Below are 19,584 nucleotides of genomic sequence, written 5' to 3' on the forward strand. Positions count from 1 at the left end.
GGTAGCCTTTTCTATTTTTATGGTAACAACTCATTTTTGATAAAAATAAACAATATCATATGCTATCTAATACACAGTTAATGTTCTATTTATTCTAATTTAAGAATAAAAAGTGCTTCTATTCCTTCTCATAGTATCTTAAAAGAAACAAACTTCATTTATATGAAAAAGTATATTTATCTATCCGCCATTTGTGCTTCCTTTCTTTCTTGCTCTAAAGAAAATACAAAGCAAAATGAAATGGCTGAATACACAGGCAACCCTGCAATAGAAGGTTGGTATGCCGACCCAGAAGGCGTAATTTTTGATGATGAATTCTGGATTTATCCCACCTACTCGGATCATTATCAAGGAGTCGATACTTCTGCTAATTTAAGTCAAGAACAAAAGAATAGTCAGGGGACTATTTTGCTCCCTCAATACAAGATCCAAACCTTTTTTGATGCGTTTTCATCAAAGGATCTGAAACAATGGAAAAAACATTCGCATGTTCTTGATTTGGAAAACATTAAATGGGGGGCATTTGCTTTGTGGGCACCTTCGATTATCGAACATCATGGTAAATACTTCTTGTTCTTTTCAGTAAATGACATACAGAAAGATGAAGAAGTTGGAGGCATAGGAATTGCTGTCAGCGATCGTCCTGAAGGACCTTTTAAAGACTATCTTGGCAAACCACTAATCAGCGAGTTCCACAATAAAGCACAACCGATAGATCAATTTGTGTATAAAGACGACTCCGGACAAATCTACATGTATTATGGGGGGTGGAGACATTGTAATGTGGTAAAACTAAGTGATGACCTGACTTCAATTGTTCCTTTTGAGGATGGTGAGCTTTATAAGGAAATCACACCAGAAAACTATACAGAGGGCCCATTTGTGATGAAACGAAAAGGGAAATATTATTTCATGTGGTCTGAAGGTGGTTGGATGAGATCCGATTACAGTGTAGCCTATGCTATTGGCGATTCTCCTGTGGGACCTTTCAAAAAGGTGGGGAAAATATTACAACAAGATCAAACGATTGGAAAAGGGGCAGGACATCATTCTGTGATTTCTATACCTGATAAAGATCTTCATTATATAGTGTATCATAAGAGGCCGATAAATTTAGATAACCCTCACTCTAGAGAAGTCTGTATAGATTCTTTATTATTTGATGAAAACGGCTATATCAAACCGATTAAAATGACGAAAGAAGGGGTAAAAAAGATTAGTTTAGGGAATTAATCAAATAAAATGATGGAATACAATAGCTCATAAAAATGACTATTTATTCCATCATTACTTTATCATTATTTTTAACATATACATCAAAACTTGGCTTCTTCACCATATATTTTTGTTGAATATGTGTTAGACCTACGTATAGGAACAAGCAGAATACCCAACAAGGGAAGGCAACAAAGAAGTAATAATCTAAACCTAGAAAATTAAAAATCACATAACTGATCGATACGCTACCAATCCATGCACTCATTACTGGTGGATTGATGTATATCTTATCTCTCTCTGCTCCAAATGTTTTTAGACCCAACTTTGGTAAGATAAAGTGATCGGCAAAAATAACAGCTCCAAGAGGTGATAGGATTAATGCTCCTATACCTAAAATATGATCCAATTTTGCTACTACAACAGGGAAACATGCCAAGACAATACTTATGATACTCATGCATAAAGTGATTTGCCAAAACTTGAATCTTTTTAAAGAACTTTGAACTGCCAAACCTACTCTATACATCGTGGGTACGGCGGATGTAAATCCTGAAAAGATAACACAAACGATCCCTGTAAAACCAGCTCCGAGATAGGCTAATTCGCCTGGAGATGGATTGTTATTCCCTTGCTTGATGGCTACCGCACAAAGTATTCCTGAAGATAACCAAGTGAGTAAATGACCAATATATACCCCTAAACCAGAAATAAATCCATAAGATGACTTTTTAGCGAATCTATAAATGGACATATCGGATAGACCTAAGTGCATGGTACTATTACATAACCAAGAGAAAATAAAAATATGAATTAACGAATAATTGGTTTCTTTAGTTACCGGATTTCCCGTCCAAATAGACTCATTGGCTACTCTCCAAAAGTCTTCGAGATTATGTACTCCCAATTTGGGTAAAATGGCAATACCCGATCCTATAAATACCAATGGTATCCATGGCGCAAATACGTTGGCAAACTTTACTATATAATCAAATCCTAAAACTGAGATAAACATCACGACTGTTCCTACCGCAAGTATAAGCCATACCCAATTAAAACTAGAGATGTGTAAATCGGTAAGTCCGGGAGGAGTTACCCCTAAAAAGGGACCTACTGCTGAAGCGGAAACAATTAAAGTGGCGGAAACAACCACACAAAACATCATTGCTTTTATGATATTGTATATGGTAAGAAGTCCTGTTCCAGCAATTCTTCTTAATTCAATGTGTATCGTATGCCTCGTCTTCACAGCCACTGGAGCACAAATTAAGGCCCAGGAAAGCATGGCCATTAAGTTTCCTAAAAGGAGACCTAAAAATACATCGGAAACACTGGCACCGTGCAAGACAAATAAAGGCCCAATAACAAATTCGGTAGCGGTGGTATGTTCGCCAATGACCACCCCAATAAAACTACCAATACTTTTTAGTTTATGTTTGGGTACAGCTTCATTTGGAAACTCATTCGTGCCGTTTAGTGCTTCTTTTATCTCTATTTTATTTAATAATTTCAATTCAGTATGTCGATAAGTACATCAATAATCCGCTCGTATAACCATAACTTTTCCTACATTGTTATACAAAAATAAATACCAGCTAATTGAGGATATTAATCCTAATATTAAATATAGACATTCGATGTTCTAAAAGTCTTTTGAATTGTAAATTGTAAGAATATTAGATAAATCAAAAGAATTTACAGCGACATTGCCATAAAGGTAATATCATCCCTTTGTGATTGATTTTCAGAGTATTCCTCTACATGTTTCACAATTTTCTCTCCTTGTATAGAAACAGGAGTATCTAATGTATTTTCTACTAACTCAATTAGTCTTTTTCTTCCAAAACGTCTTCTTTCCCCATTATGAAGATCAATAATTCCATCTGTAAATAGGTAAATTCTATCTCCAGGAAGGAAGTACATAGACTCCTCCTCAAATTCTTTGGAGGAAGCAATTTTTCCACCTATGTGTCTCTTGGTACCTTTGATTACGGATACTTCATTTTCAAAACTTCTTGCATAATACAAGTCATTTTTCGCTCCACTGAAAGTCAGTTTTATTTTTTGTTCTTGTCTCTCCAAACAACAAATTGATAAATCCATTCCGTCATCATTAAACCCTTTTTCTTGTTTAAGGATTTTCTTAATTCGACTATCTAATTCTTCCAAAATTACTTTCGGCGAAAAGATTTTTTTCTCTTTAACAATCTGATTTAATACAGCATTTCCAACCATCGACATTAACGCTCCTGGTACACCATGCCCTGTACAATCTACACAAGCAATAATGGTCTTATTCTCTTCTTTTGCCATCCAGTAAAAATCTCCTGAAACGATATCTTTTGGTCGATAATAAACAAAGTGATCTGTAAAACTACTTTCCATCTGATCATCAATCGGGAGAATGGTCTCTTGAATTGTTTTCGCATAATTCAAACTCTGGGTGATCAGTTCGTTTTTTGTTGAGATGGTTTGGTTTGCTTCAAATAAATGATCTCTTTGTTGCTCTAATTCCTCAGATTGCTGATGCAATTCTTCATTTCGCATTTGAATTTCTTTGGTCCTTTCCTGAACAATATTTTCCAAAAGTTTCGCTTTCTCTTTGTGCTGCTTCACTTTAGATTTATAGATGATAATACCAATCAATATAAACAAGACCATAAAGCCTACCCAAACTATTGGATACATCCACCAAGGCTTTTTCACCTTTAGTGAGAGTACATTCTTTTTCGATACATTCCCTTGATGGTCTTCTGCAAAAATCTCTACTTCATAAGTACCAGGAACTACCGCACCAAAATTGATGACCTCATTTTTTGTTGTCAGCCATTTTTGATCCTTATTGTTCTCTTTCTTCAATCTATACTTATAGGTAATTTTATTTGGAGCAGGTGGATAAATACCTCTTACAGAAATAGCCACTTCATTTTCTGCATAAGCTAATTCTAATTTTTTAGAATGATCTAGATAAGTGGAAAGTAAAACCCTGCCATTTACTTCTTCGCCAACATCTACCCAATCTCCATTTACCTGTAGACCATTAAAGAATACTTTAGGTTGATAAGGAGAGAACTTGATGTTCTTTTTATTGGTAAATAATACTCCATTGCTTCCACAGAAGAATATATCTCCATTATGATTTTGATTTATCTCATATTTACTAAATAAGTTGTTTTTAGTACTATTTGATGAAAACGATATCAAGTGTTCATCATCAAGATCAAAATAATTTAAGTGATCCCCTACAATCCAAATAGCTCTTCCGTCTACCTTGATATTATTAAATACAGGATCTTTTATCTGATCAAATTGAGCTAAAGTAGTAAACTCTTTCTCCTCATCCTTTTTGTAAAAAACTTTCTTATTTCTATTTCCTCCCCATAAGGTATAATCTTCATCAAATTGTAAGAAACGAATCGGTAGATTCTCTTTATTCTCTTGATTAATCACTTTGAAATTTTCGATCTTACCCACTTTACTATTTCCATCAATTTCAAAACTAAATACACCTTTTTTGGAAGTACTAAACCACATTTTGTTGCTTCGTGGGTCTTTAACAATAGATAAACCTCCCTTCTTAAACTCATCGTAAGGCTGACTATCTAGTTTAAATGATTTTGGATTGTAAGAAGCCACACCTTTATCTATAGATGAAATCCAAAAAACACCATTCTCATCCTCTTCAATACCCGAAATATTTCGCACAATATTCATGTTCAAGTATCTAAAATCTAAATGTAGGTTGGTCACATCATTCCCCACCACTCTACATAAATAGAGATTGACAAAGTACACCCAAATTTCACCATTTGACGTTTCGAAAACACCTAAGGCATCTGTCTGTGGTAATGTTTTATGAGATTCTTTCTGTTGCTTTTTATACTCCCCTTTCTTACCTGTTTTTAGATCCCTTACACTCAAACCCTGACTCGTAAGCATCCATTCTCTGTTTTTGGAATCTTTTAAATAGTAGTTGACATTCTTGCTCTTTCCTTCTTTATCTTTATTACGAATAATCCCAAAAGTAGTATTGTATAAATCGATGTATCCCACACCAAAATCCTTTACAGAGAACCAAATACCACCAAAAGAATCACCTGTAATACAATTGAAAACCTTCGATTTAATATTCTTATCTATCAGCTCAAACTTTGATTTTTTTGTTAAACCACCGGATCTGTACAAACCGTCCCATGTTCCCAACCAATAATTGCCCAGTTCATCATGGTACATTGCTGTAATTCTTGTCTTATTAATTGGATGTTTACTGTCTTTAATTACCGGGACCATCACTCCTCGATGAACAGTAAACAAACCAAAATTGGTAAGGATTAACATTTTGCCATTATTGTCCTGATAGAACCTATTGATAATGTAATCTTTGTTCATGTGATCCGATTGGATCATTTTAAATTTTACATCACTTTCTTTCTTCATGAATAATTTAAAACCATGCGAAAGCCATAGTGTTTCTTTTGAATCCACATAGACACTTGTCTGAGCATATTTTGCTTTAGAAGCATCAATAGGTGAGTTAATTTCTGATATAAATTCAGGTTTAGCATCCTTATCTAGTGTTAGTTTATATAGCTTTTTTTGATTGTCCAGTAAGTACACCGCGTCCTCACTATTCGTGAAGAACATATCAATAAATTTAATTTGCTTTAAGTCTTTTTCTTCTCCTTTCTGATCTTTGATAATGTGATGATAATGCACTTCTTTTTTAATTGGTTCTAAGACAGCCAAAGAACCTTGGTTACCAAAATTTTGATATAGAATCCAAATTTTACCATTCTTAATTTGATGTGATTTTAAGGCATTTTTTATCAAATAATTATTTTTTACTGTAGACCATTTCTCGAATTTTTTTCCATCATAAATATCAAAACCTTTGGCTCCACCTTTATTTCCAAACCAAATTCTTCCCTGACGATCTTCATCAATCGTATTGATATCGAAAGTACTAAGACCATCCAACGTATTTAAATACTTAATGTAGGGTGTTGGTTTTTCGTGATCAAAATCGTTGGCTATCACACTAATCGAACAAATTAGTAGTATAGCTATAGTGTTCATCCATTTCATAAGAATAAAGTGTTTTGATATTTAAACTGCCCTTAAATTCAGTCGTAAAAAGTAATAATGTGTGTAGTTATTGATCTGACTCTTGGAAAAATTCTCCCTTCGTCAAACTTCAGTTTTAAGGTGATTGCTGATTGTATTCAAATGTGGTCTTTTCTCTCTTTTATGGACTTTTATTTTTTGATATTTTTCTTTTGATTCAGAAAATTAAATAAAAAGGGGTAGAGAATTAACCCTACCCCAACCGCTAACTATCTAATTATCAACTTCTTTCTTTCATTCGAGTCATTTGATATTAAAACATACATTCCGGATGCTAATGACAAACTAAATGAAGTACTTCCCTCTTGCCAGGTAATATCACTTACTTTCACACCGAGCTGATTTACAATAAACCCGGTGCCTGCTGTATCACTTTGAATAATGAATTGTCCATTACTTGGGTTAGGAGCAATCACCATTTTATCAAACACATGTTCTTGTCCGGCCAATCTACCTCCAGAGAATAATTGTACCTGATCGGTTTCTACCCAAACAGAACCTCCACTTCCATTCACTGCTTTGATTCTGAAAATATATTTCGCACCTGCAATCAATCCAGTGATTTCGACACTAGTTCCATTAGCTGCACCATCAGGCATACCTGATGCTCTAAAGCTATCGCCTTCCAATTGAGCTTGGATATCGAAATAAGTTTCATTATCTGAGTTGTCGTTCCAATGAAGTATAGCCGTTGTAGCAGAGGTTGCTTCTACCCAAACGCCACAAGGAGGATTTGGCTTTCCACCTCCAGAAGTAGCAGAACAGTCTCCATTTCCAGTTGGTGGTATTGAAGCTGAAGTAACAGTGACATTTACTTGATCTGTAAAACCTCCATCTTGAGTTGTTACCGTAATCACTGCCGTACCTGCATTAACAGCGGTAATTAAACCTGAGTTATTAACACTCGCTACTGAAGTGTTGTTTGATGAATAAGTGACGTTGGTATTACTTGCATTATTTGGTAAAACAGAAGCGACCACAATATCCGTATTGCCTTCTTCAATGCTCAATTGAGTATCTGATAAAGTCACCCCAGACACCGGTACGTTAGAAGATCCTCCTCCCAACGTTACTTGATCCGTTTCCACCCAAACAGAACCACCATTACCATTTACTGCTTTTATTCTAAAAGTATAGGTCCCATTTTCAACTAATCCAGAGATATCTACAGAAGTTGCATTTGTTCCGCCATCAGGCATACCTGATGCTCTGTAGGTATCACCTGCAAGTTGTGCTTGAATATCAAAATAGGTTTCGTTATCAGAGTTATCGTTCCAATGTAATTTGGCAGTGGTCGTTCCAGTAGACTCTACCCAAACCTGACATGGAGGATTTGGTTTCCCTGCACTAGAAACAGCATCACAATCGCCATTCCCTGTAGGTGGTGGTGTAGTTCCTCCTCCAGTTCCATCAGATACTTCGGTGCCATTAATAAAAATCTTATCCAGATAGAATTTGCTTACGCCTCCACCCCATCTTTCAATAATAATCTTATTAAAATTAGTGGCATCAAAAGTTCCTCCTGATAAAGGAATAGAGATATCTGACCAAGAGTTGGCAGAAATGGTATTGTTCAATACATCATGGTATCCACCGTCTGTACTTCCAATCTTAATATTGATGTTACTTAAGCTACCACCAATTCCATAAGCACTTAAGTTTAACGTACCGCCACTTGCATTTAAGCTAGAGAAATTGATGACTAACGAATGATCCGCACCTGGAGCAACCGACTGATCCAAACCTTCCACATAACGAGATTCTGTTCCTTCAATTGCTTGCCCAGAACTAAATGATGATAACACATTACCTGAAGCGTCCCATGAAAGGTCGTTAGCTTTGGCTGCATCACTAAAAATAAAATATTGATTTGCGTTAGGGCTTTCCCATCCTTGCTCATCTATTGGAGGTAAAGCATCCGCTTGTCCACCATTCAACTTTCTCGTAAAAATTCCGGATCCCTGAGTGGCGACATATAATTTACTACCAATTTTCTTGATTTGTTTTGTCGTACTATAATGTAAATCTGATGTCCAATCTTGCCAATTCACACTACCATCGTTCTGTACTGTACCTTTCATTATACCATATCCCCAACGAACATCTTCCCATACATGGTAAGTGATATACAGGTCATCTCCATCGGCATACATGGCACTTGTTTGAATAATATGATGTGCAGGATCGTACCATGCAGGTTCTTCCAAGTAATTAAATAGATCGGCATCCCAAAGCACTGCACTTGCTCCAAATTGAGTGGCTCCGTTATCTGCTCTTACAATACCTTTATAGCGTTCGTAAGTATAAACATACTTATTACCTCCTTTATTGATGACTGCCACACCACCCCATTGTAAGTTATTTGTTTGTCCTGATGATCTTGTCATTTGCGTCCAAGAATACTCTCCATTTCCATTACGAGTACCTTTATACACCCCTGAATTATCTTTATAATATACTTCATTGGTGTTCGATGAATTGATAGAAAAACCGGCTCCTAAAGTCGAACCTGTATGTATTTTTCTAAAATAAGGAGCTCCTGTGTTGATGAGACTTACAATATCATCACATAAGTATAATCCCGTGTGCGTGATCACATATAACCTTTTGTAATCATTTGGATCGGCATGGAATTGCCAAATTCGGTTTTTAGGTAGTCCTTTTTTGTCAGTATCAGAAGTACCAAATGCTAATCTTTGCCAATTGTGATCCGGTGCGTTTTTATCAATTACTTTGTACAATAAGTTTGAATTAGCGGCAGGATTACCACCTCCAAAACCAGCTGCTGCATCCATTAAAACAATAGCAGGATTGGATGGAATAACATGAACTCCATGACCATCTTGTACTCCAAATGTTGTTCTAGATTGTACCCAAGAACCACCATTATCCCAACTTTCTAAAGCCAAGTTGTCTGCTTGACCTTGAATCAAATAGTTATCTATACCCGCTACATCATAGGTGAAAGTGGATGCAGTACCTCTACTTCTATAAAAATCTAAACCATTTAGAGATTTTACATAGCCCGTACTCACCACTCTCCAATCTGCATTACCTTTGGCGGCATCACCTGTGAAATACGATTGTTGAGATTGGGTAAATACCCCACGAGTATAACCTGTATTATTCCATGTACCCGGATAATACGTTTTATTTCTATTGTTCGTCACATAGTAGTTCCATCCAATATCGTAGTTTAAAGCATTGCTTGTTCCGTTATGATACATAATTACTTGAAAAGAAGCCGATGGAGTCGATCCATTAATACTTACTTCTGCTTCGAATAAACCTTCATTTGGATTTTGGTCTCTCTGACTCACCAATACATAATGCTTTGACGAATTATCATCTTGGTATACAAGAGGCTCCCACATATTATGACTATCCCATGCTCCCTTACCTAGGTCCGTCCAAGTTCCTGAAGCTATATTTTGAGCAAACAGTCGTGTGAACCCACCTTTTCTATACAATGCATATATCCATTTTCCGTCTTTTGTAAAATCTGCACCCCAGCAATATTGATTATCAATACCAGAAGGACCATTTACTTTAGACCAATTACTTCCCTTGTTGGTCGATTTATATAGACCATCGCTTGTGGCAATGTAAACATGATTGCTATTGGTTGGCAAGACTTGAATACTTTGCACTCTTGGATCACCACTACCAAAGTTAGCCCACGATGAGGTGTTCCAAGTATTTCCTCCATCATGACTATACCAAATTTGTTTTGTGTCGGTTGTTTCTTGAGGATAGTGACTTAAGTGACCATCGTTTCCTCTCCAATTAATACCTGCATAGATATTATTGGTATTGGATGGATCAATTTCAATCACCCCAATAGTTTTGTCGGCCGTTTCCTGTACTAAAGTATAAGAACTTCCCTTGTTGGTACTTTTACTTAACCCTTTTGCATGTCCTACAAAAAATTTGTTTCCTCTACCTTCAATTTTAAGGACAAAAGTGGTAGGTAAATCTTTACCTGACCAATTCCAAGAAGTACCATAATCGTTGGAGTAGTAGAATCCCTCCATGTCGGAAGCCACAAACATTCTACCAGGTGTAGAAGGGTCACAAGAAACCCCTTGCACTCTACCTCCTGCTCCAGGGTTGAGTTGTTGCCAATCTTGTGCATACGTTGAAATGCTGAAAAATAGCAAGACAAATAAGTAGTAATTCAAAACTTTCATACTGGTTTTCATTTCATTAAAAAAACATAAGGCGTTAGTTGGTTGTGCCTCTAATTATAAGTGTAAAGAACACGCTATCAGAAAACTGATTTCTATTTTTTTAAAGAAATAAAGAAAATAACAATGAGTAGTATACTAGACAAATAAGGCCTATCATATATAATAATTGACTTTATACCACGACAAATGGCTTTAAATAAACATTGTATTTCAATGTGAGTTCATGATTAAAAAAAGAGGTGATCACAAAAATACAATCACCTCTTTAGCTAAATACTTATATATAAATTTTATTCTACAATTGCTGACAATTGAGTGTTAAACACGAGCTTACCTGAATTGATCAGATCTTTATGCTCAATGCTAAACCCTTTTAAAGTTTCTCCATTACCATTAGTGACATTGTCAAAATAATCACCCTGACCATTTTTCTCTAAAGCAATTACTTTACCTCCATACACATATTCGTCTAAGTGTAACTGAACATGGTTGAATTTCGGGGTAGTTAATTGATAGGTTGGAATACCTGGAGCATCTGGGAAAATTCCCAATTGCGTCATCACTAACCAAGCAGACATGGTACCCGCATCATCATTACCCGGAATACCAATAGGAGCATTTTTGAAATACTTTTCAGATTCTGCTTTTGTATATTTTTGAGTGTAATGATGTTTTTTATCCAAGTAGTTGAACAAGTATGGGAAGGTAATATCCGGTTCGTTTGATAAATCGAAATGTCCTTCCTCAAACATTGCCTCTAAATTCGTAAAGAAAGCTTCTTCTCCCATTAACTCTTTCAACTCCTTCATAGCATGAGGAACAAAGAATCTATATTGCCATGCTGTACCTTCACAATATCCTTTTCCTCCACTACCTTTCCAACGGATATCAAAATGTCTGTCTAAAGGATTAAATGGCTCCATCCATTCACCGGCTTTTGTCTTAGGACGGAAGAATTGAGTTTCAGCATCATATAGTTTTTTGAAAGACATACTTTGCTCATACATTTGTTTTGCTACATCATCTTTACCCAAAGCTTCTGCAAATTTTGAGATGGTATAATCAGCAAAATTGTATTCTAATGTAGTTGAAACAGGTCCCCAAACAATACCATTATGGAAAGTGAAATCCTTCGGATCGCCACCTCTATCATCTATAGGGCAATAACCTAATTCAATATAGTTTTTGATTCCCGGACGAAGAGGATTGTTTTCTTTAGTTGTTGCTCCTTTTAACATGGCTTTTAGGGCAACATCTGTATCAAAATCTGTAATGCCTTTCATGTAGGTATCAACGATAACAGGAACAGCAGGGTCTCCGACCATTACCCACGACTCATTACCGTACAATTCCCATTTTGGTAACCAACCCGACTCTTTATACATTTCCAGCATTGTTACCGTCATATCTCTTTGCTCCTTAGGATAAAGTAAGGCATTTAATGGATGTACAGAACGGTATGTATCCCATAAAGAATAAGCTGAATAACGTGTGTATCCTTCTGCTTTACCAACGCCCTCTTTTTCCATTAATGGATATTCTCCATTTATATCACTAATTACGTGCGGCATAATAATGCTGTGGTATAAAGCAGTATAGAACACAGTTTTATCTGTAATATCTCCTTCAGCAATTTCAACTTTAGAAAGTTGTTTTTCCCATTCTGCTTTAGCAGCAAGCTTGATGTCTTCGAAAGAAAGATCGCGTTGTTCCTGTGTTAGGTTCAACTTTGCATTAGCTACAGAAACAAAAGAGATACCTACTTTCACATCTAAAGTAGATGGTTTATTATCAAATAATAGAGCCACACCCACATCTTTACCAAATGCCTTTTTACTGTTTATTTCTTTTTGATCTTTGAATACCTTAATTTCTTTTGGTTCCCCAATCACTTCTAAGGCAAAATAGATTTTAGCAATACCTTCACAATCACAGAATTCCCCATCCAATTGGTAACCTGTAATTGTTCCGTCTTCTTCTACATTAATTTCTCCTCCTTTCATATGACTCATCTGAGAAGCTAAATCGATATACATATTCGATTTTTTTACTTCAGGATTGAAAGAGAAATTGTAACGAGCAGAACGTTTCGTTGCCGTCATCTCAGCTTTTAACTTATGCTGATTTAAGATGACTTTATAATAACCCGGTTCAGCAACTTCTGAATTGTACGACGATTTAAAACTATCAGACGATAAGTCCAACTCACCCGTTGATAATTTGATCGGAATACTGCCTCCACCAGGACATCCTACACCTGAAAGGTTAATTGAACTGAATCCATAAATAAAAGGATCGCCATGTTCATATGTTGCAGGGGTTCCAGCTCTTAATCTAAAATCTTTTGTTTGTGGGTTAGGAGAAGCCATACCCCAAGGCAATACAGCACCAGGATAAGTATTTCCTTTATTTAGCGTTCCAATAAATGGATTTACATAATCAGTTACGCTTACAGTTTCAATTTCTTGTTGTTGCGTAGGGAGTTGAGAACAACTGCTACCTACTGCTAACACCAGTAAAATTGATAATAGTTTTTTACTAAAATATTTCATCTGATATTCCCTATTTTAAAAAATCTCATTAACACATTTCATTTTCAAACCGAATAAATACTATCAACCTTTTTATAATTTGCTCGGATTGTATTACGAAAGTAGGCGATGGTAAAATAGAATAGTTTGCGATTCATTAATTAGAAGAAAAAGGGGTAAACAGAAGAAAATAGTTGTATAAATAGAGTGTCTAGAGTGATTTCTAACTTCTGTGGATTCGTAAAATCACAGAGGTTAGAAGAGAAATTACTCCTAAAAAATACTAGACATTACCTTTTAAATTATGGTATATAGGTCATTTTTTACCGCTTTAGCTTAATTGTACATCAGTTAGTAAGTTAGATTTAAGAATATACTTTATATCATTTTTCAATTTTCATATCCATTAATAAATCGTATTAATTCTTATGCACTTTCTTAAAAGTGAAGTGGACTTCCTTCAGGATAGTGTACATTGAAGCATGAAATTTTAATGTAATTATGAAACAACATCAACTAGTACTAGCTCTATTTACTTGCCTGATCTTTTGGAGTTGTACCGAAAAGGCTTCAAAACAAAAACAACCAAATATCCTTTTTATAATGTCCGATGATCATGCCTATCAGGCGATCAGTGCGTACGGATCTAAACTTATTCAAACACCCAACATCGACCGACTTGCTGATGAAGGAATTTTATTTCAAAATGCTTGTGTGACCAATTCTATTTGTGCTCCTTCAAGGGCGACAATTCTAACTGGTAAACACACACATATCAACGGAAAAATGGACAATGTTCATCCTTTTGATACCACTCAAATGACCTCTCCGCAAATCTTCCAAAAGGCAGGATACGAAACGGCAATGTATGGAAAACTGCATTTTGGAAATAATCCCAAAGGTTTCGACGATTTTATGATTTTACCTGATCAAGGAAATTATATCAATCCAGATTTTATAACTCCTGAGGGCGATACAACGCTTATGGGATATGTAACTGATTTGATTACCGATGTAACCATCGATTGGTTAAAAGAAAAAAGGGATGAAGATAAACCTTTTATGATGATGTATTGGCAAAAGGCTCCACATAGACCATGGTGGCCAAGAGCTGATAAATTCAAAAAATATTCTCAGATGTCGTTCCCTGAGCCCGAATCATTATTTGATGATTACTCAGGTAGAGGCACTGCCGCTAAAACTGCGGAGATGAATATTTATTCGCATATGACTTACAATCACGATAGTAAGATTAGACCGGAAACACTTAAAAGAATGGGACAAATCGACCCTGATGTACCTTTATATAAAAATGGATTTACCTACCCTTACAACAGGGCAACATTAGAACAAAAAGCAGCATACGATCCTGTAGTTGATAGCATCAACTTGTATTTTGAAACGCATTGGCCAAAGATGTCTAAGGAAGAGAAAATGAGATGGAAATATCAACGATACATGCAAGATTATTTGGGTTGTATCGAGTCGGTAGACGAAAATGTAGGTCGCGTATTGGATTATTTAGATGAAAGTGGTTTAGCTGAAAATACTATTGTGGTTTACACCTCTGACCAAGGTTTTTACTTAGGAGAACATGGATGGTTCGATAAACGATTTGCTTATAATGAATCGTTTAAAACCCCTCTCCTAATTCGTTGGCCATCTATGATTAAAGCTGGATCAGTAAATAAAGATTTGGTGCAAAATTTAGATTTTGCTCAAACTCTTCTGGAAGCTGCCAATATTGATGCTCCTAATGATATGCAAGGTGAAAGCTTGATGCCTATTCTTACTGGTAATAACAAGGAATGGACTCGTGAAGCGGTTTATTATCACTATTATGCTTACCCGGCTTATCATATGGTGAAAAAGCATTATGCTATTGTAAAAAAAGACTATAAACTTATTCATTTCTATGATGATGTAGACGAGTGGGAATTGTACGATAGACAAAAAGATCCCAACGAAATGAATAGTGTTTACAACGACCATAAGTATGCCGATATAGTCAAAGAACTAAAAACCGAGTTAGATGGGTTAAGAAAGAAATACAAAGTAATCGATTAAGCTAAAAATGGTTCAAGTGTTATGCAAAGAGATACTTGGACCCAAAGAAACGAACATTTGCTGCTGCTTTTTATTTTCCATCGGTATATTTATTTCTAATTTTATTTGGAATACTTGGGTAATGAAAAAACCTTTATTATTCTTCATGTTCTTATTTTTTATCATCGGATTATCATTATTAATCAGTGCAAGACTCACTTAATATCATGAAAAAAATTATAGTTATTGGCAGCTCAAATACAGATATGGTGGTGAAATCACCTAGAATTCCTGCACCTGGCGAGACGATTTTGGGTGGGAAGTTTATGCAAGTAGCAGGTGGTAAAGGAGCGAATCAAGCAGTAGCTGCGGCTCGATCTGGAGGACGCGTATCTTTTATTGGTAAAATCGGAAATGATACGCTTGGCAAGGAAGCTAAAAAAGGATTAGATAGGGAAAATATTGATACAACCAATATGTATGTTGATCCAAACAATCCTTCTGGTGTAGCTTTAATTTTTGTGAGTGAGGAAGGGGAAAATAGTATTTCTGTGGCTTCAGGAGCAAATGACACGTTAAGTCCAGAAGACATTACCCACTCTGAATCTTTTATCAAAGAACATGATATACTATTGGTTCAGTTTGAGACGCCCATGCCTACGGTAAGAAAGGCAATAGAAATTGCTAAAAAACATCAGCTAAAAGTAATTGTTAACCCTGCCCCTGCTGGTCAACTTCCGGAAGATTTGTTTCCTCTGATTGATATGATTATACCAAATGAAACAGAAACGGAATTGATCACTGGTATTAAAATAACTGATGAGAAAAGTATGGTCAACGCTGCCGATCAATTATTGGCCAAGGGAGTGAAAAATGTATTGATTACTTTAGGATCAAAAGGAGTATATCTCAAAAATGAAGAGACAGATACAATTGTTCCCGCTTATAAAGTCAATGCAAAAGATACTACGGCTGCTGGAGATACATTTTGTGGAGCATTATCTGTTGTATTATCAAATGATCGACCTTTGTTGGAAGCTATTGATACCGCCAATGCTTCTGCCGGTTTATCCACTCAAAAAGACGGTGCTCAGACTTCAATTCCTTATCAGAAAGAAGTCATTGATTTTATAGAAAAGAACACTGCTAAAAAATAGCTTGATTCATCAATAACTCTTTATCAAAAAAGCTTCAATTTTTGTCTAGAAACTGACAAAAATTGAAGCTTTCTTTATTTAATTGAGATAACAGAATATTTATTTTTGTTTAGGTCTAAATACCTTCATCTCTTCTGGATTCGTTTCAATATATGCACCACCAATTAGGTCGATGCAATAAGGAATGGCAGGAAAAACAACCTCCAAACACTCTTTGATAGATTTAGGTTTTCCGGGTAGGTTCACTATTAGTGTGCTTCCTCTCACTCCTGCAGTCTGACGAGAAAGAATGGCTGTTGGTACATACTGCAAGCTTACCTGACGCATCTGTTCTCCGAATCCAGGAAGCATTTTATCACAAACTGCCTCTGTTGCTTCTGGTGTTACATCTCTAAGTGCAGGCCCTGTTCCACCTGTAGTCACAATTAGACTACAACCTTTCATTGCCATCTTGATCATACGATCTTCTAATTGATCTTGCTCATCGGGCACTACTTTATAGACTTCTTCCCATGGTGTGGTTAACCATAGATTCATCAGTCTTCTGACTTCTTTTCCTGGAAGGTCTTCATATTCTCCTCTGCTTGCTCTGTCTGATACATTGATAATGCCAATTTTAAGTTCTTTGTTGCTCATGGTTTGTTTGGATGTGATTTTTTGGTGGTTCAAATTAATCTTGTTTTGGGGGATTGTGCAAGTTTTTTTTACCATTTATTTGTAGGAGTCGAATGCAATTCGCTCTTACTAGGAATTGCACATAAAAAAACATCATCAAAAAATTAGATTCTTTGATGATGTTCCATGTTTTTAATGTTTGCTAAATTAAGAAAGCTTCTCCTTTCTCAACACCTTTAGCTAAGTCTAAAATAGTAGTCTCTATCAGCATTTTATTGAGATCAGATTTGATCCCTTTAAAATGATTGTGTAGTGGACAGGGTTTTTCGTCCGAACAATGTTCGAAACCCAAACCACAGCTAGTCATTAAATCGTCGCCGTCGATTGTTTCTACGATTTTATATAAGGTCACATTCAACTGATCTTCCAACATATAAAATCCACCTTTTGGTCCTTTCGCAGATTCAATTAACCCAACTTTTTTAATTTGCTGTAAGATTTTTGCGATAAATGGCTCTGGTACTTTCGTGTGCTCAGCAATTTCTTTGCTTCCTACTCTTTTACCCTCCTCGGTTTTTTGTGTGATATAAACCAAGGCACGAATGCCATATGTACATGCTTTTGATAACATCGGGTAATGGAAATTTATTTACGATATACAAATTTAACGGGTTTTATCACCAAAAAAGGTAACGAATTTCACCCAATAAAGATGATTGAATAAAGTTAACAACTCTAACTCAAATATAATAGAATACCTATTTGTCTTTTATTAAAAACGGATTAAATTTACGTTAACAAACAGAATTAAGTTCATTATCAGATATTTCTCTGCTACTCCCTCTTCAACTCTTAAAGAGTTTGATAGAGTTTAGGTTGTATATCAAAGCCTGTGTGATGCAGGCTTTGGTTCTAAATTTTAAAAATTGATAAGTAAAAAATTATATAATTTCTCTAAGAAGTGGCACAAGTACATCGGCATTAGTATCTCTTTGGTTCTAATTTGGATGAGTATATCTGGTATCCTCCTCAATCATATCGATTTATGTGCCCCATTTAATGTTTCCAACACTTTTCTTCCCAACGATTACCTTCCTGAACATTGGAATAGAGGAATGATTCGTGATGCCGAATTTATCGGTGTAGACACTGTTATTATGGGTGGAAATGCAGGAATTTGGCTAAGTTCTGATAAGGGTAAATCGTTTGATAAATTACCCATTGATTCTTCCTCTTATTACAGTAAAGTCAATGATCTATTTTTGGATTCGACATCAAATAGTCTTTTGGTGGGTACTTATGGCGGTTTGTATCAGGTGGATGTTCCTACTCAGAAAGTCAAACTGATTCCACTCCCATCAAATTATAGAGAAAAGGTAGTGAAAGTCCTTCCTCACAAAGACAACTTGATCGTCGTCACAGAAAATCATGTATATAAAGGTAATCGTTCTACTTTAGATCACTTCTCCGATTTAAACATCAGTAAAGATCAAATGACCACCTATAATTTGATCTCCTATACTTTTGCATTACATAGCGGTTGGCTTTGGGGAATGCCCGGTCGAATTGTCTATGATTTAGTATCCCTTATATTGGTCTTCTTGTGCATTACAGCCTTGTATATCACCTTTAGAAAAAAGAAGAAGCCAACTGATAAAGAAAAGAAAAAGAAGGTCAATAAAACCATGGGATGGATGATTAAAAACCACACCAATATCGGTTTGTATGTTTGTCTATTCCTATTGATTATTGGTGGAACAGGCTTCTTTATGCGACCTCCAGCTTTGGTGGCATTGGTCGATGGTCATGTTCCTTTAAAATATGTACCGGATGCTTTAACTGAGAATCAATGGTATCATAGTATTAGAAATGCTACCATTAATACAGATACTGAAGAACTCATTTTAGACACCAAGGAAGGTATTTATAAAGGTGATTTAAAAACTGATGCAGTATTTTCATTACAAAATTGGGACGTCAATATCTTTGTGATGGGTGCTACAGTATTTGATTATAAAGGAGATGGGCACTTCCTAATTGGCTCTTTTTACGGACTATTTGATTATAAAGAAGGCAATCCTTACTCCTATGATATTGTTTATAATCAGTCGGTACCAAAATATGAAGGAATGGAACGCCCTGCCGATTACATGATCATGGGTTACTTCCAATCACCCGATGGAGTACATTTTATTTCTACCTTCCAGCATGGCTTAATGTCCATGTTCAATGCGCCAAAAGATGCTTATTATCCTATGCCTAAAGCACTAAAAGAAAATTACGAATTTCCACTTTGGAATTACATGTTCGAGCTGCATAACGGAAGACTATTTACCTTCATTATGGGTAAGTACGGCATCTTATTTATACCACTTATCGCTTTGTTTTTCCTATTCATTACAATTAGTGGAGTACATGAATATATATACAGAAAACGTAAGAAGATTTTCAAATTTTTAACAAAACCAAACAAATCCAACTCCCTCTAATCTGAAGCGTTTTATATACTATATTCATCAAAAATAACTTAAATTATGAAAGATTTATTCGAATTGCTAAAAGGTTTTGTGGCTATCGCCCTAGGTGTTGTATTAGTATTTGGTACAGTATTTTTAGTATTACCAAAAGATCATAATTTAAGAGCAGATGTGCCACAAACACATGTTTACATTGGACAAGATGTACAATAGTTATAAAAATTAAGAA

At 35.6% G+C, this 19,584-nt stretch carries 11 protein-coding genes; 5 read left to right on the forward strand and 6 right to left on the reverse strand.

The genetic code is table 11. The features are described 5' to 3' along the window. Positions 1–162: 162 nt before the first annotated feature. The gene (locus tag MY04_RS26485) at positions 163–1,233 is read left to right on the forward strand and encodes a glycoside hydrolase family 43 protein (RefSeq protein ID WP_066216045.1); all 1,071 of its coding nucleotides are present in this window, start codon (positions 163–165) and stop codon (positions 1,231–1,233) included. Between the two features lie 43 nt (positions 1,234–1,276). Here the strand turns inward: MY04_RS26485 and MY04_RS26490 are convergent, their stop codons facing one another. From MY04_RS26490 to MY04_RS26505, 4 genes are all read right to left on the reverse strand, one after another. Continuing rightward, positions 1,277–2,728: a purine-cytosine permease family protein gene (locus MY04_RS26490; RefSeq protein WP_084006153.1), complete on the reverse strand. Its 1,452-nt coding sequence runs from the start codon at positions 2,726–2,728 to the stop codon at positions 1,277–1,279. A 182-nt stretch (positions 2,729–2,910) separates the two neighbouring features. After that, positions 2,911–6,300, reverse strand: coding sequence for a SpoIIE family protein phosphatase (locus MY04_RS26495; protein WP_066216046.1), 3,390 nt, complete (start codon positions 6,298–6,300; stop codon positions 2,911–2,913). Positions 6,301–6,548: 248 nt separating this feature from the next. Further along, positions 6,549–10,529 (reverse strand): fibronectin type III domain-containing protein, encoded by a 3,981-nt coding sequence (locus MY04_RS26500; RefSeq protein ID WP_066216048.1) that lies wholly within the window; start codon positions 10,527–10,529, stop codon positions 6,549–6,551. Positions 10,530–10,819: 290 nt separating this feature from the next. Beyond that, positions 10,820–13,081: a GH92 family glycosyl hydrolase gene (locus MY04_RS26505; RefSeq protein WP_066216050.1), complete on the reverse strand. Its 2,262-nt coding sequence runs from the start codon at positions 13,079–13,081 to the stop codon at positions 10,820–10,822. A gap of 480 nt (positions 13,082–13,561) precedes the next feature. Between MY04_RS26505 and MY04_RS26510 the strand changes: the two genes are divergently transcribed. Next, a complete protein-coding gene (locus tag MY04_RS26510) occupies positions 13,562–15,127 on the forward strand; it encodes a sulfatase family protein (RefSeq protein ID WP_066216052.1) in 1,566 nt (521 codons plus the stop codon). 206 nt (positions 15,128–15,333) lie between these two features. Then, positions 15,334–16,263 carry a ribokinase gene (rbsK, locus tag MY04_RS26515; RefSeq protein ID WP_066216057.1) on the forward strand — a complete coding sequence of 310 codons (930 nt, stop codon included), beginning with the start codon at positions 15,334–15,336 and terminating at the stop codon, positions 16,261–16,263. Positions 16,264–16,362: 99 nt separating this feature from the next. Here the strand turns inward: rbsK and mog are convergent, their stop codons facing one another. Both mog and MY04_RS26525 read right to left on the reverse strand, forming a co-directional pair. After that, a complete protein-coding gene (gene mog, locus MY04_RS26520) occupies positions 16,363–16,899 on the reverse strand; it encodes a molybdopterin adenylyltransferase (protein ID WP_066216836.1) in 537 nt (178 codons plus the stop codon). 181 nt (positions 16,900–17,080) lie between these two features. After that, entirely contained in the window at positions 17,081–17,509 is a 429-nt protein-coding gene (locus MY04_RS26525; protein WP_066216059.1) for an RrF2 family transcriptional regulator, read from the reverse strand. A 295-nt stretch (positions 17,510–17,804) separates the two neighbouring features. On the opposite strand from MY04_RS26525, the gene MY04_RS26530 reads away from it, so the two are divergent. Further along, a complete protein-coding gene (locus tag MY04_RS26530) occupies positions 17,805–19,367 on the forward strand; it encodes a PepSY-associated TM helix domain-containing protein (RefSeq protein ID WP_084006155.1) in 1,563 nt (520 codons plus the stop codon). A 45-nt stretch (positions 19,368–19,412) separates the two neighbouring features. Beyond that, positions 19,413–19,568, forward strand: coding sequence for a hypothetical protein (locus tag MY04_RS26535; RefSeq protein ID WP_158297936.1), 156 nt, complete (start codon positions 19,413–19,415; stop codon positions 19,566–19,568). Positions 19,569–19,584 lie beyond the last annotated feature (16 nt).

This window comes from Flammeovirga sp. MY04, assembly GCF_001682195.2.
GTDB classification, from domain to species: Bacteria; Bacteroidota; Bacteroidia; order Cytophagales; family Flammeovirgaceae; genus Flammeovirga; species Flammeovirga yaeyamensis.